The sequence below is a fragment of the Actinomadura sp. WMMA1423 genome (assembly GCF_006547145.1).
GTDB lineage: Bacteria > Actinomycetota > Actinomycetes > Streptosporangiales > Streptosporangiaceae > Spirillospora.
In genome coordinates this window covers 6,259,317-6,273,972 of the sequence record NZ_CP041244.1, presented here as the reverse complement: position 1 = coordinate 6,273,972, position 14,656 = coordinate 6,259,317, and the positions used below count along the sequence as shown (strand labels likewise).

12 protein-coding genes are annotated in these 14,656 nt (G+C 70.4%); 6 read left to right on the top strand and 6 right to left on the bottom strand.

Features of this window, described 5'->3' with window-relative positions:
- Positions 1-201: 201 nt before the first annotated feature.
- A complete protein-coding gene (locus FKD65_RS29120; RefSeq protein ID WP_141580774.1) occupies positions 202-1,131 on the bottom strand; it encodes a hydrogen peroxide-inducible genes activator in 930 nt (309 codons plus the stop codon).
- A 559-nt stretch (positions 1,132-1,690) separates the two neighbouring features.
- Between FKD65_RS29120 and FKD65_RS44490 the strand changes: the two genes are divergently transcribed.
- Positions 1,691-1,843 carry a hypothetical protein gene (locus FKD65_RS44490; RefSeq protein WP_168221234.1) on the top strand — a complete coding sequence of 51 codons (153 nt, stop codon included), beginning with the start codon at positions 1,691-1,693 and terminating at the stop codon, positions 1,841-1,843.
- A gap of 317 nt (positions 1,844-2,160) precedes the next feature.
- Here the strand turns inward: FKD65_RS44490 and FKD65_RS29115 are convergent, their stop codons facing one another.
- Positions 2,161-3,594, bottom strand: coding sequence for a carotenoid oxygenase family protein (locus FKD65_RS29115; RefSeq protein ID WP_141580772.1), 1,434 nt, complete (start codon positions 3,592-3,594; stop codon positions 2,161-2,163).
- A 175-nt stretch (positions 3,595-3,769) separates the two neighbouring features.
- Here FKD65_RS29115 and FKD65_RS29110 point away from each other — a divergent pair, with 175 nt between their 5' ends.
- From FKD65_RS29110 to FKD65_RS29100, 3 genes are all read left to right on the top strand, one after another.
- Positions 3,770-4,438: a TetR/AcrR family transcriptional regulator gene (locus FKD65_RS29110; RefSeq protein WP_168221233.1), complete on the top strand. Its 669-nt coding sequence runs from the start codon at positions 3,770-3,772 to the stop codon at positions 4,436-4,438.
- Between the two features lie 395 nt (positions 4,439-4,833).
- On the top strand, positions 4,834-5,388 hold the full coding sequence (locus FKD65_RS29105) for a peroxiredoxin (protein WP_141580768.1): 555 nt from the start codon (positions 4,834-4,836) through the stop codon (positions 5,386-5,388).
- Positions 5,389-5,489: 101 nt separating this feature from the next.
- Entirely contained in the window at positions 5,490-6,032 is a 543-nt protein-coding gene (locus tag FKD65_RS29100) for a carboxymuconolactone decarboxylase family protein (RefSeq protein WP_141580766.1), read from the top strand.
- A 69-nt stretch (positions 6,033-6,101) separates the two neighbouring features.
- Here the strand turns inward: FKD65_RS29100 and guaA are convergent, their stop codons facing one another.
- Positions 6,102-7,688 (bottom strand): glutamine-hydrolyzing GMP synthase, encoded by a 1,587-nt coding sequence (gene guaA / locus FKD65_RS29095; RefSeq protein WP_205718282.1) that lies wholly within the window; start codon positions 7,686-7,688, stop codon positions 6,102-6,104.
- Positions 7,689-7,981: 293 nt separating this feature from the next.
- On the opposite strand from guaA, the gene FKD65_RS29090 reads away from it, so the two are divergent.
- Entirely contained in the window at positions 7,982-8,974 is a 993-nt protein-coding gene (locus FKD65_RS29090; RefSeq protein ID WP_141580762.1) for a zinc metalloprotease, read from the top strand.
- 14 nt (positions 8,975-8,988) lie between these two features.
- Here FKD65_RS29090 and FKD65_RS29085 read toward each other — a convergent pair whose 3' ends face one another.
- The gene (locus tag FKD65_RS29085) at positions 8,989-9,762 is read right to left on the bottom strand and encodes a DNA alkylation repair protein (RefSeq protein ID WP_141580760.1); all 774 of its coding nucleotides are present in this window, start codon (positions 9,760-9,762) and stop codon (positions 8,989-8,991) included.
- Between the two features lie 171 nt (positions 9,763-9,933).
- Between FKD65_RS29085 and FKD65_RS29080 the strand changes: the two genes are divergently transcribed.
- Entirely contained in the window at positions 9,934-10,827 is an 894-nt protein-coding gene (locus FKD65_RS29080) for a zinc metalloprotease (RefSeq protein WP_168221232.1), read from the top strand.
- Positions 10,828-11,005: 178 nt separating this feature from the next.
- Here FKD65_RS29080 and FKD65_RS29075 read toward each other — a convergent pair whose 3' ends face one another.
- Both FKD65_RS29075 and FKD65_RS29070 read right to left on the bottom strand, forming a co-directional pair.
- Positions 11,006-12,757 (bottom strand): FAD-dependent oxidoreductase, encoded by a 1,752-nt coding sequence (locus FKD65_RS29075; protein ID WP_141580758.1) that lies wholly within the window; start codon positions 12,755-12,757, stop codon positions 11,006-11,008.
- A 9-nt stretch (positions 12,758-12,766) separates the two neighbouring features.
- The gene (locus FKD65_RS29070) at positions 12,767-14,614 is read right to left on the bottom strand and encodes a succinic semialdehyde dehydrogenase (protein WP_141580756.1); all 1,848 of its coding nucleotides are present in this window, start codon (positions 14,612-14,614) and stop codon (positions 12,767-12,769) included.
- Positions 14,615-14,656 lie beyond the last annotated feature (42 nt).

The window sequence follows — 14,656 nt, the reverse complement described above, 5'->3', positions numbered from 1 at the left end:
CCCGTCGCACGAACGCGCATCGCTATTGCGAGGCCGTCCCCTGACGCAGACTTGACCCCGTCTGGCCCCCGCTTGACCCGGTCCTTAATCCCCGGACAGCACCCCAGGCCCCCGGGCGCCCCGCTGCCAGACGGGCGATCACCGGATGGAACACACCAGAGGGGACGGGCGCCGGACGAGCGCGCCTGCCGGAACGTGGCTTCAGGCGGGGCGGATGCCGGGGGCGACGCCCGACTCGGCGACGGCGGCGCGGATGCTCGCGGCCAGCGCCTCGAACTCGTCCGCGCGCGGCGACGTCGACCGGAACCCGAGCCCGACGCGGCGGAAGGGCGCGGGGGCCGCGAACCGGTGCAGTCCGAGGTTCGGCGCCCTGCGCGTCTCCACGTGCAGCGCCGTCTCGGGGACGAGCGTCACCCCGAGCCCGCCCGACACGAGCTGGACCAGCGTCGCCAGGCTCGTCGCGTACGTCGCCGCAGCACGCGCCCCCACCTCCCGGCAGACGTCGAGCGCCTGGTCGCGCAGGCAGTGCCCCTCGTTCAGCAGGATGACGTCGAGGTCGTTCAGCACCTCCCGCGCGATCCCGGCGGCGCCCAACTCGAATCCCGCGGGCGCGACGAGCACGAAGTCCTCGTCGTACAGCGGGAGCTCCGTGACACCCGACGCCGGCACGGGAAGCGCCAGCAGCACCACGTCCAAACGCCCCGCGAGCAGTTCCGCGACGATGTGGCTGGTCTGCTCCTCGTGCACGGACAGTTCGAGGTCCGGGAACTCCTTGGCGAGCCTGGGCAGGACGACGGGCAGCAGATACGGCGCGACGGTCGGGATGACCCCCACCCGGAGCGGCCCCACGAGCGGCCCCCGGACCGCCTTGACCTCCTCGACCAGCCGGTCGAGCTCCGCCAGGACGGCCTCGGCCCGCCGCGCGACCCGCTCCCCCGCGGGCGTGAGCAGCACCTTGCGCGTCGTCCGCTCGACGAGCCGCGTCCCGAGGCCCTCCTCCAGCGCCGCCACGGCCCCCGACAGGGCAGGCTGGCTCATCCGCAGAGCCGCAGCGGCGTCACGGAAGTGCAGATACTCCGCCAACGCCAAGAACGCCCGCAACTGCGCCACCGTAGGCCTACTGATCCCCATCCCGCCGCAGACACTACCCAACCCCGATCACGCTAAGTGACAACTCCCAGGTCTAGCCACCGTGGCCTTCACCACACCCCCGGCCGCTCAGCCCGGGCGATCCGCGGCTCCAGACCTGCTTCTACGTTCGAGGACGTGGTTCCGGTCACAACTCGTACGCACTCGGGAGGCCCGAGGAGACGGCCGGGCATATCGGCATCGAGCCCGGATGCCTTCTCATTCCCATCGCGACTTGAACCCAGTTCGGTCGCCATCTACGCATCAGGACATCGCTCGGAAACGTAGAGTCCCCGGCGAGCCGCCGTCCCCTCATACGGTCGTCAAGAAATGTTTTAATGGCACGCACCAAATCCCCGACGGTGTCTCCGAGAGGCAAGAAACGAGAACGCCGGAACCATGTGGAGTCCCTGGCAGTGGAGCCACCGCGCCATTTCCCACCCTCCGATCGACGACCGACGCGGCCTGCCCTTTACCTGATCCTGCGCTGGGACTTGCCGCAACGAATGTTCGCGGACCGTCTTATATGTAGGCACAACAAAGCAAAGACGGAGGCGGTAACGTGACCGAAGACCACGAGGTGTGCGGCACCTGCGAGGGCGACGGTTTCGTCAACGGCGAAATCTGCTACAACTGCGAGGGTTCGGGCCGAATCGGCAAGAGCACCCCACGGCAGAAGGACCACCAGCGGGCTCGGGAGCAGAACCAGGAGTAACTGGTCCCGATCCCCCCAATAGGGGCTTCGCCGCCTTCGGCGGCGAAGCCCTCTTCTGTTTCACCAGCCACCCGGATTCAGCATGGGGCTCCGAGGGCCGCCACGCAGCCGATCAGGCGGCTCTCGCCAATGGTGCGGAGCCCCGGCGAAAGAGATCTCACCACAAGATCTCGTTCGCCACCCGAAGGCTCCACGTGATCAGCAATCGGGCCGCGCTCGGCGTCTTGCGGGAAACCGGTTCTGCACGCGTCCGATTGTCGGCCGCCTGGCGGCCGGTACGGGCGCACGCCCGAGGACCACAGGGCGTGGTGTGCTGCTCAGTGGATGGGCAAGCGGTCGGGGTGGGGGATTGGGGCGTCGGGGTCGGCTATGCGGGTGGTGAAGGTGCCGTGGAAGCCGAACGGGAGGTGGTGCGGGAGGTGGAGGTCCGCGACCGGGGTGAGGTCTCGGGCGTCCAGGATGGTGAGGCGCGAGCGGTGTTCTGCGGCTAGGTACACGACGGTTAGGAGCCACCCGTCGTCCTCGGCGGAATCCGGTGTGCGGGGCACGAAGATGGGCTCGCCCACGTAGGTGTGCGGGCCGGTTTCGTGTGCCTGTGTGTGGCCTGTGTCGTTGTCCACCTTCAGGATGCTGTCGTATGCGCCGGTCGGGCCCGTGCGGCCCGTCATGTAGGTGAAGCGGTGGCGGCGCGTGGAACGGCGCCAGTCGTACTGGGGGAACTCGCCGGGACGGTCTGACAGCGGCGTCTCGATCACGCGGCCCGCCGGGGTGATCCGGTAGCGCATGAGCCTGCTGGACGGCAGGTCGGTGAAGCGCGCGCGGAAGTCGGACAGGTCACGCCTGATCGCTTCGAAGTCGTCGAAGAGCACCAGGTCGACGACGGTCTCGGCGCCGTCCTCGAAGGCGTTGGCCACGTGGACGTGCACGAGCGGATCGTGCTCCACGACCCGCGCCGGGCCGCCGTCGCGCGGCACCAGCACGAACCGCGTCCCCTTCTCGGGGCGGTGCCGGATCGCGTCGAACACCGACGCGCCGCGGCCGAACATCGTGCGCACGTCGACCATGTACGGGTCCAGGACGAATACCATGTGGTGGGTCGTCAGCGCCACATCGTGGTTCCACGGCATGTTCAGCATCCGGACCCGCGCGAGCCGCCGCAGCCGGCCGCGCCGGTCGACCTTCCAGCAGTTCAGGGCCGGCAGCGGGCTGAAGTCCTGGCCGAAGTTGAACATCTCGCCCGTCACCGGGTCCCATTTCGGGTGGGCGGAGAACGCCTTGAGCGCGCCGCGCAGCCGCCCGTCGAAGTCGTAGGTGCCGAGCGTCTCGAGGGTGTCGGGGTCGAGGCGGTGCGGCGGGCCGCCCTCCCACAGGGCCAGCAGCCGGTCGGCGTGCAGCGCCACACCGGTGTTGGCCACGTTCGCCGGGCCCTTCCCCTTCACGAAGTTGGCCCAGAATCCGCCTGGAAGCGGCGTCCCGACCCCGGGATGGCCGGGGGCGCCGGAGACCATGCCGTGCTTGAACTGCGGCGTCCGGACGTAGCGGTTGCGGAACCGCACGGACCGGCCGTCGAAGGCGAACTGCGAGACCATCCCGTCGCCGTCGAAGAGGTGGTGCATCAGCGTGCGTCCGACCTCCCACTTGCCCGGGCCGATCCGGTACAGCGTGCCGGTGAGGCCGGACGGGAGCTCCCCGTCGATCTGGTCGATGACGTAGTCGTGCTCGTGCATGAGCGGCGCGAAGATGCGTGCCATGTCCGGCCCGTCGGCCCGCGTCTCGCCGTGCTGAGGTTCTGACCTGCTGTTCCGGGGCTGTTTCCCGCTGGTCGGGGGGTCTGTGGCGCCGGTCCGGGGCATGGGGGCCTCCCCATCTGGATACGCGTGTTGCCAGAAAGGTAGATTCTGGAAACGCCTGTGTCAAGATTGGGAGGTGAGCCCTCGCCCGTACGGCGGCGTCACCGCCGACCGCCGCCGCGCCGACCGCCGCTCCGCGCTCCTCGAGGCGGCCCTCGACCTACTGGCGGCGGAAGGCGTCCGGGGCACGTCCCTGCGCGCCGTCTGCGCGCGCGCCGGCCTCAACCCGCGCTACTTCTACGAGAACTTCGCCGATCTGGACGCGCTGCTGAGCGAGGTCCACGACCGGATCGTCACGGAGATCGCGGAGGCCGCCGCCCGGGGGGTCGCCGCCGCCGGACCGGACGCCGGCCTGCGCGCGACCGTCCGCTCCGCCGCCATGGCCGCACTGGAGACGAGCCGCGCCGACCCTCGGAAGGTCCGCGTGGTGCTGGTCGAGGCGACCGCCAGCCCCGTCCTGCGCGCGCGCCAGGCCGCCGCTCGCCGCGACTACACCCGCCGGGTCATCGAGTACGCCCGGACGTTCTACGACATCCCGCCGGACGCCGACGCGCGGATGCAGTTCACCGCCACCATGCTGGTGGCCGGGTGGAACGAGAACCTCATCGCCTGGCTGGACGGCGGACTCCGGACCACCCTGGCCGGGCTGGCCGACATGTTCGCCGACGCCGCCGAAGCCCTGGCCACCCACGCTGCCGCCCGTCCCCGAGAGATGACCGCCCCGAATGAACGACCGGGCGGATGAGGGCCCCGAAATTGCCCTAACCGGGAATGGCCACCCTTCTTCGGGCACTATGCGGAAACGTATGGCTTTTGAGGGATAGATCACTCAATGCGCATTGTGGAGGCACAACGCCCTACACTGTCTCGTCACCGAGCGTGAAGCCTGTTCTGGCCGAGTCGGTGTGATTTACATCTAGCAGCCGGCCTCCCTTCCGTGGTCGAAGGCCCTTCCGTCGCAGGTCAGACGGGAGAGCGGGCCATTGATAAGGAACTCCTATCGATCGCTTGAGATGGATCGATTTCTCTTGGGATTCGGGTCGCGGCACGCTGAGTGACACGGCCGCCGGAGCGAAAAGCCCGCGGCCCCTCCGCCTCCTCATATGGAGGCGACCCTTTCTCATGACGAAGGAGCCTGCGTTGCTTACTGTCGGTGACAAGTTCCCCGAGTACGAGCTCACCGCCTGCGTCTCGCTGGACGCCGACAACGCGTTCGAGACGATCAACCACAAGTCCTACGAGGGCAAGTGGCGCGTGGTCTTTTTCTGGCCCAAGGACTTCACTTTCGTCTGTCCGACCGAGATCGCCGAGTTCGGCCGCCTCAACGAGGACTTCGCCGACCGCGACGCCCAGGTGCTGGGCGCGTCCGTCGACAACGAGTTCGTCCACTACGCGTGGCGCAAGGACCACCCGGACCTGCGGGAGATCCCGTTCCCGATGATGTCCGACCTCAAGCGCGAGCTGTCGGAGTCGCTCGGCATCCTCACCGAGGACGGCGTCGCCCAGCGCGCGACGTTCATCGTGGACCCGAACAACGAGATCCAGTTCGCCATGGTGACCGCCGGTTCCGTCGGCCGGAACGTCAAGGAGGTCCTGCGGGTGCTGGACGCGCTGCAGAGCGACGAGCTGTGCCCCTGCAACTGGAACAAGGGCGAGGACACGCTCGACGCGACCAAGCTGCTCGCGGGCGTCTGAGCCGCTCACCGAGCCCGAACCCCCAGGGTCCGAGCACGGACCCCATGACGGCCGGCCGCGCGGACCCGCGGCCGGCCGTCCGCACGAAAGGACGCATGATCATGAGCGTTGACGCGCTGAAGAGCTCCCTCCCCGGCTACGCCAAGGACACCAAGCTCAACCTGGGCTCGCTGACCTCGACCTCCCAGCTCACCGACCAGCAGCTGTGGGGGACGGTCCTCGCCTGCGCCCTCGCCACCCGCAGCGCCGTCGTCATCCGGGAGCTCGCCGAGGAGGCGGCCGGCAACCTGTCCGCCGAGGCGTTCGAGGCGGCCAAGGGGGCCGCGTCGATCATGGCGATGAACAACGTGTACTACCGCGCGACCCACCTCATCGGGGACGAGACGTACGCGACCCTCCCGGCCCGGCTGCGGATGTCGATCATCGGGAAGCCCGGCGTGGACAAGGTCGACTTCGAGCTGTGGTGCCTCGCCGTGTCGGCGGTCAACGGCTGCGGCCGGTGCCTGGAGTCGCACGAGAAGGTCGTCCGCGAGGCGGGCCTGTCGCGCGAGCTCGTCCAGGAGGTGCTGCGGATCGCCGCCGTGGTGAACGCGACCGCCGCGACGCTGGACGCCGAGGCCGCCCTGGCCCCCGCCACCGTCTGACACCCGGCCGACGAAAGCGAGAGGCCCGGACGAACCGTCCGGGCCTCTCGCGCGCCTACTTCGCGCCCTCTACTCCCACTCGATGGTGCCCGGGGGCTTGGAGGTGATGTCGACGGTGACGCGGTTGATCTCGCGGACCTCGTTGGTGATGCGGGTGGAGATCCGCTGGAGCACCTCGTAGGGGAGCTTCGCCCAGTCGGCCGTCATCGCGTCCTCGCTGGTGACCGGGCGCAGCACGATCGGGTGCCCGTACGTGCGGCTGTCGCCCTGCACGCCCACGGACCGCACGTCCGCGAGCAGGACCACCGGGAACTGCCAGATGTCGCGGTCGAGGCCCGCGCGGGTGAGCTCCTCGCGGGCGATCGCGTCGGCGTCGCGGAGGATGTCCAGGCGCTCGCGGGTGACGGCGCCGATGATGCGGATGCCGAGGCCGGGGCCGGGGAACGGCTGGCGCCAGACGATCTCGGCCGGCAGGCCGAGCTGCTCGCCGAGCGCGCGGACCTCGTCCTTGAACAGCGTCCGCAGCGGCTCGACCAGCTTGAACTGGAGGTCCTCGGGGAGGCCGCCCACGTTGTGGTGCGACTTGATGTTGGCCGCGCCGGTGCCGCCGCCCGATTCGACCACGTCCGGGTAGAGGGTGCCCTGGACGAGGAACTCGACCGGTTCGGAGGTGTCCGCGGCGGCCGCGGAACCGCCGTGGACGATCTCGCGGGCCGCCTCCTCGAACACCCGGATGAACTCGCGGCCGATGATCTTCCGCTTCTCCTCCGGGTCGGTGACGCCGTCGAGGGCGGACAGGAAGCGCTCCTGGGCGTCCACGACGTGCAGGTTCACGCCGGTGGCGGCGACGAAGTCCTTCTCGACCTGCTCGGGCTCGCCCTTGCGCAGCAGGCCGTGGTCGACGAACACGCAGGTCAGCTGGTCGCCGATGGCGCGCTGGACGAGCGCTCCGGCGACGGCCGAGTCGACCCCGCCCGACAGCGCGCAGATCACCCGCTTGTCCCCGACCTGCTGCCGGACGGCCTCGATCGACTCGTCCGCGATGTTCACCATCGTCCAGTTCGGCCGGCACCCGGCGCCCTCGTAGAGGAAGCGCCGCAGGATCTCCATGCCGTGCTGGGTGTGCAGGACCTCGGGGTGGAACTGGACGCCGAAGAAGCCGCGCTCCAGGTCCTCCATGCCCGCGACCGGCGTGACGTCCGTGCTGGCCGTCACGGTGAAGCCGGACGGGGCGCTGCTGACGAAGTCGCGGTGGGACATCCACACCGCCTGCTCGTGCGGCAGCCCCGCGAACAGCATGCCGGGGGACGTGACGGCGACGGTGGCGCCGCCGTACTCGGCGACGTCGGAGTTCTCGACCGTCCCGCCGAGGGACTGCGCCATCACCTGGTGGCCGTAGCAGATGCCGAGCGTGGGGACGCCGATGTCGAACAGGCCCTCCGGCGCGGCCGGGGCCCCCTCCGCGTACACCGACGCCGGACCGCCCGACAGGATGATCGCCTTCGGCCGCCTGGCGAGCATCTCCGCCGCGGGCATCGTGGACGGGACGATCTCGCTGAACACATGGCACTCGCGGACCCGTCGTGCGATCAGCTGCGCGTACTGCGCGCCGAAGTCGACGACGAGGACGGTGTCAAAGGATTGGTCTGCGGCCACCAACTACGCCTTTCGCCCGGCCGGAAGGGTCTCCCAGTCTACGGGCCGCCGCCTGCGCCGATGCGCCGCACCCGGGAGCCGTTCGTTACACGTCGCGACTGTCCGATAACGGTCAGCATCCGTTTACCTTGATCACACGTACGGCATGACTGCGTTCTGCTATCAGTTGAAGACGTCCTGTATTCGGTGAGGCGCTGTTCTCCTCGAGGACCTGTTCTTCCTCGAGGACGCCGTGGTCGCCGGAACGCCGCGCTCGCCAGGTCCCGGCCGCGAGCGACGTCCCTAGGAGTGCCGTGAAGCTGCTCGCCGCCGCCGCTCTGCTCGCCGCCCTGGTCCCCGCCGCGCCTGCCGTGCCGTACGCGAGCACGTGGCACGAACGCCGGGGCGGCGACTGCGCGCAGCCCCTGACCGGGCGCCAGTCCGATGCGCGAGGCTCCGGCGCGCGGTTCTCCAGTGCGCGGTACTCCAGTGCGCGCCACCGGACGGGCGGCCGTGTCCGAGACCACATGGACCTGAGCCCCACCGAGGCCGCGGCTGTGGAAGCGCGCCTGAACCGGATCCTTGACGGTCTCGGGCAGGGTCGGCATGGCTCCTCGAAGGGGTCGAACCTCCGCCGGGCAGCGCCGATCACCATTCCGGTCTACTTCCACGTGATCCATGACGGCGCGAAGGGCAACGTGTCCCCCGCGCTGATCCAGCGCCAGATCGACACCATGAACGCGTCCTACGGCGGCCGCAACGGAGGCGCGAACACCGGCGTCGCCTTCACGCTCAAGGCCGTGACCCGTACCGACAACGCGGCATGGTTCGACGACCCGGAACGCTACGAGGGCGTCTACAAGCCGACGCTGCACAAGGGCGGCAAGTCGACCCTGAACCTCTACAGCACCTACATCGGCGGCGACCTGCTCGGCTGGTCGACCTTCCCCTGGAAGTACAAGTCCGACCCCGAGATGGACGGCGTGACCATCCACTACGCCAGCATGCCGGGCGGCTCCATCGCGAACTACAACAAGGGGTTCAGCGCGACCCACGAAGTGGGCCACTGGCTGGGGCTCTACCACACGTTCCAGGACGGTTGCAGCGGCCAGGGCGACCGCGTCTCCGACACCCCGGCCGAGCGCGACCCCACCAACGGATGCCCCGCCTACAAGGACACCTGCCCCACCCCCGGGAACGACCCGATCCACAACTACATGGACTACAGCTACGACACCTGCATGAACTCCTTCACCGCCGGCCAGGGCACCCGTATCCACAGCGTGTGGACGGCCTACCGCGCCTAGCGTCGGGTCCGCGCCTAGCGTCGGGTCCGCGCCGCGGCCCTGGCCCGAGTTCCGGGATTGGTTCGGGTCGCAGCCTTGAGGTGGGCCGCTTTTTCGGGAGGCAGGTGGCGGACGGCCTCGCGTAGCGTCACGCCCGAGATGACGCCGGTCCGGGGGGCGACCCAGGCGGCCACCCAGTCCGGGTCCTTCCTGGACAGTTCCCGCAGCACCCAGCCGAGGGCCTTGCGGATGAAGAACTCGCGTTCGACGATCAGCGCGTCCCCGTAGCGGGCGATGCGGCCGAGGTCGGGCTCTCCCGCCCGGACACCCGCCAGGAGCGCCAGCATCGCCGTGCGCCGCACCCACATGTAGGGGTCGGCGACCCACGCGTCCAGCACCGCCGCCAGGTCCGGATGGCGGACGACCAGGGCGCCGACGACCTTCTCCGCGAGCTGGTCGACGTACACCCAGCTCGCCGAGTCGCGGACGAACCGCTCGGCCAGGCCCAGGTCGCGCGGCTCCAGCAGCGCCACCCGCTTGATGAGCACCTCTATGGCGGCCATGCGCGCCTCGTGCACCGGGCGGCCCCCGTCGGCGACGTCCCAGAGCGTGCGGGCGAGCGCGACCAGTTCCTCTCGTGACGGCTTGGCCTTGACCGCCGACAACGCGACCTTGCGCAACGCGGGAACCGGCACGCCGATATGGACGAAATCGCTCTTCAGGTAGCGCTTCTCCCCCTCGGCGCGCGCCGGGTCCGCCTGCGCCCGCAACTCCGCCACGATCCGCGCCGCCTCGGCCTGCACGTCCATGGGGCCCACGCTACGCCGCCGCGCTACGGCGCCGTATTCATCATTACGCGTCCGTGTTCGTCCAGGTTTGCTAAAGACGCACTGTTTGTTCGCATCCACCCTGGTTCCAGCGATGACTCCGCTCCCCACGCGCGCGCTCCCCCCGCTCGCGCCGCACCCCCAAGGAGTTCCATGAAACGCGCCGGAATCGCCGCCGTCCTCGGCATGGCCGCCGCCTTCACGGCCTACGCCCCCGCCGCCCCCGCCACCCTGGCCGCGCCGTCCGCCTCGTCCACTGTGTGCGCCGACCAGCCCGTCCAGGCCCGCGTCCGCGCGGGTGCCCACGCCACCGAACGCAACCAGCCCGGAGCGGCCCAGGTCGCCGCGATGGAGAAGGACTTCCAGAACCGCGTCGGCAAGCTGCGGGAGGTGAACACCGCGGCGGCCATCACCGTCCGGGTGCACTTCCAGGTCGTCTACGGCAGCGCGGGCAACGTGTCGGACTCGGTCCTGAACAGGCAGCTCACCGTCCTCAACAACGCCTATGCCGGCAGCGGCGTCACCTTCACGCTGGCCGAGATCAAGCGGACGAAGAACGCGTCCTGGTTCTCCGACCCCGAGGGCTACGAATCCCAGATGAAGTCGGCCCTGCACGCCGGCAACGCGCAGGACCTCAACTTCTACACCGCCGACCTCGGCAGCAGCCTCCTCGGCTGGGCCACGTTCCCGAGCGGCTACCGCTCCCAGCCCAAGATGGACGGCGTCGTCATCCACTACCAGAGCCTGCCTGGCGGCGCGCTCGGCAACTACAACGAGGGCGACACCGGAACCCACGAAGTGGGTCACTGGATGGGGCTGTACCACACGTTCCAGGGCGGGTGCGGCGGCAGCGGCGACGGCGTCTCCGACACGCCCGCCGAGCAGAGCCCGGCCTCGGGCTGCCCGACCGGCCGCGACACCTGCTCCGCGCCCGGCGCGGACCCCATCCACAACTTCATGGACTACAGCTACGACTCGTGCATGTACGAGTTCACGCCGGGCCAGTCCACGCGCATGCAGAACCAGTGGGCCGCCTACCGCGCCTGATCCCCTACCGCGCCTGATCCCCTACCGCGCCTGATCTCCGACGGCGCCTGATCGTGGGCTCGGCGCCGGAGTCTCCCGCTCCGGCGCCGGGCTCCGCCGATATTCGCCGGGCTCCGCCGTATTCGCCGGTCGCCCTCTCGTTCGCAGGGCCCCGTACTCGCCGGGGCCGCCGGGCGCGTCAGGTTATGTCGACTATCGGGAGCCGCAGGGCCGCGGGCGCGCCGGCAGGGACGGCCGGGTTCTTCGGGGCGACGGGCGCGAGGCGGCGGTAGGCGTCGCCCAGGGCGGGACGCGGGTCCTCCTCCGCGCGGTTCGGCCAGAACGACATGGCGCGCTCGGCCTGGGCCGTGATGGTGAGGGACGGGTTGACGCCCAGGTTGGCCGAGACGGCGGAGCCGTCCACGACGTGCAGTCCGGGGTGCCCGTAGACGCGGTGGTAGGGGTCGATCACGCCCGTCTCGGCGGAGTCGCCGATGGCGCAGCCGCCGAGGAAGTGCGCGGTCATCGGGATGTCGAACAGGTCCCCCCAGGCGCCGCCCGGGATGCCGCCGATCTCCTCGGCGATCAGGCGGGTCGCCTCGTGCCCCTCGGGGATCCATGTCGGGTTCGGCTCGCCGTGCCCGGCGGACGCGCGGACGTCCCACCCGAACGGGCCCTTCTTCGGGCTCAGCGTGATCGAGTTGTCGCGGGTCTGCATGACGAGGGCGATGACCGTCCGCTCCGACCAGCGCCGGACGTCGAACAGCTGGACGAGGTCGCCCGGCCGGCGCACCACCTCGCGGGCGAACTTCAGGATCCGCGGCGTGTGCCGCTCGCCCGGCCGGTCGCCGTCCACCAGGAGGGTCTGCAGGCTCGCGAGCAGGTTCGATCCCCGGCCGTACCGGACGGGCTCGATGTGGGTGTCGGGCGTCGGATGGAACGAGGACGTGATCGCCACGCCCTCGGAGAAGTCCGGCCCCGGCCTGCCGCCCCGCCGCCCGCCGCCGAGGATCGCCTCGGAGTTGGTGCGGGTCAGGGCGCCGAGCCGGTCCGACAGCCGCGGCAGCAGCCCGGTCGACTTGAGCTTGTGCAGGAGCTTCTGCGTCCCGTAGGTGCCCGCGGCGAAGACGACCTGCTCGGCGGTGAGCGTCTTGCGGTTGCGGCCGAACGAGCCGGTCCGGACGATGTCGACCTCGTAGCCGCCCCCCGCGCGCGGCCGCACCGCCGTGACGCGGCTGAGCGGCATCACCCGGGCACCCGCCTTCTCGGCCAGGTACAGGTAGTTCTCCGTCAGCATGTTCTTCGAGCCGTGGCGGCAGCCCGTCATGCACTCGCCGCACTCCAGGCAGCCGCGCCGGCGCGGGCCCGCCCCGCCGAAGTACGGGTCGGCGCTCTCGATCCCGGCGCCGCGCCCGAAGTAGACGCCGACCGGCGTCTTCACGAACGTCTCGCCCTTGCCCATCCGGTCGGCGACCCGCTTCATGACCCTGTCGGCCGCGGTCGTCGTCGGGTTCTGGACGACGCCGAGCATGCGCTTCGCCTGCTCGTAGTAGGGCGCCAGCTCGTCCCGCCAGTCGGTGATGTGCGCCCACTGCCGGTCCTTGAAGAACGGCTCGGGCGGGACGTACAGCGTGTTGGCGTAGTTGAGGGACCCGCCGCCGACGCCCGCGCCCGCCAGCACCATCACGCGGCTCGACTTCGCGCCGCGGATCAGGTGCATCCGCTGCATGCCGGTCAGGCCGAGCGCGGGCGCCCACAGGTAGCGGGCGACGCGCCAGTTCGTCCTCGGCATCTCCGGATACCGGGACCCCGGCGCCCCGCCCGGGTTCGTGTCGAAGCGGCGGCCCGCCTCGATCACACCGACCCGGTAGCCCTTCTCGGTCAGCCGCAGCGTCGAGACGCTACCGCCGAACCCCGACCCGACGACGAGCACGTCGAAGTCATGCTTCACAGGCGATCCCTACTTGATCCGCAGCTTCTTCATGAGCTTGATCCCGCTGGCCATGTAGTCGGCGAACTTGTCGTAGCCGATGGCGCCCGGCGGCTCCAGGTCCATGATGTGCTGGCTCGCGACGGTCTGGACCTCGGTGAACTTCAGCAGCCCCTCGGACCCGTGGCGGCGTCCCACGCCCGACTGCTTCATCCCGCCCATCGGGGAGTCGTACGAGGCGTACGCGGCGCCGTAGCCGTCGTTGATGTTGACCGTCCCCGCCTGGATGCGCGCGGCGAGGCGGCGGCCCCGCGCCGCGTTCTTCGTCCACACCGACGCGTTCAGCCCGTAGGACGTGTCGTTGGCGCGGGCGACGACCTCGTCCTCGTCCCGGTACCTGTAGACCGCGACGACGGGGCCGAACGTCTCGTTCGCGCACAGGTCCATGTCGCCGTTGACGTCCGCGAGGATCGTCGGCTCGTAGAACAGCGGGCCGACGTCGGGACGGGCCTTCCCGCCGGCGAGGACGGTCGCGCCCTCCTTGACGGCCTGCTCGACGTGCGCCGACACCGCGCGCAGCTGCCGCTCGTGGGTCAGCGAGCCCATCTCGGCGTCGAAGTCGAGGCCGGTGCCGAGCCTCATGCCCTCGACCAGCTCGACGAACCGGGGGACGAACCGGTCGTAGACGTCCTCGTGCACGTACATCCGCTCGATCGAGATGCACAGCTGGCCGGCGTTGGTGAAGCACGCGCGGACGGCGCCGCGCGCGGCGCGCTCGACGTCGGCGTCCGGCATGACGATCATCGGGTTCTTGCCGCCGAGCTCCAGCGAGTAGGCGACCAGGCGCGGCGCCACCTTCTCCGCGATCGCCTTGCCGCCGCGCGTGGAACCGGTGAACGAGACGTAGTCGGCGTTCTCCACCAGCGGGTCGCCGATCTCGGCGGGGTCCCCGACGACGATCTGCCACACGTCCCTAGGCAGCCCGAGCGAGACCAGCAGGTCCAGGACCCACAGGCTGGACAGGCACGTCTGGGTGTCCGGCTTGTGGATCACCGCGTTGCCCGCCATCAGCGCCGGCGCGATGTCGCTGGCGCCGAGCGCGAACGGGTAGTTCCACGGCGCGATCAGCGCCACGACGCCCTTCGGGTGCCGCAGCTCCTGGACGCGGGTCAGCCCCGGCATCATCCCCTGGCGGCGGCGCGGCTTCAGCAGCCGCGGGGCCCGCCGGGCGTAATAGAGCGAGCACAGCGCCACGTCGAGGAACTCCTCCATCGCGTGGCGGCGGGCCTTGCCGGTCTCCAGCTGGATGACGTCGAGGATCTCCTCGCGCCGGTCGACCAGGGCGTCCGCGAGCCGCAGGAAGGGCTTGACCCGCTCGGCCGCCGACAGCGCCGCCCACGCCCGCTGCGCCTCGCGCGCCCGGTCGTAGGCGCCCCGGACGTCCTCGGCGCTGGACAGCGGAACGGTCGCGAGGGGCTCACCGGTGAAGGGGGTGTTGATCGTCGCGGTCTCGGCGCCGCCGGAGACGACATGCGAGACCAGCCGGTCGACCAGGGCCTGGGAGAGGCCGTGCTCGGCCGCGCCGCCGGCGGTGCTCGACGCGCTTTCGGCGGTACTCGCCTCGGCTTCGGCCGTGTCCGCCTTGCTCTCGGCGGATTCGCCTTCGGCGGAGCCGGCCGCGCCTCCGGCCGAGTCCTTCGCGCCTTCGGCAGGGCTCGCCTCGGCTCCGGCGGGGTTGGCGGCGCCTTCCGCGGGGTTCGTCGCGCCTTCCGCCTTGCTCGCCGCGCCTCCGGCGGAGTCCTTCACGCCTTCGGTGGAGTTCGCCGCGCCTTCGGCAGGGTCTGCCGCGCCTTCGGCAGGGACCGTCGGGGATGCCATGCAGGCAGGGTATGGCCACCTGCCCGGTTTGGCTACCCGCAA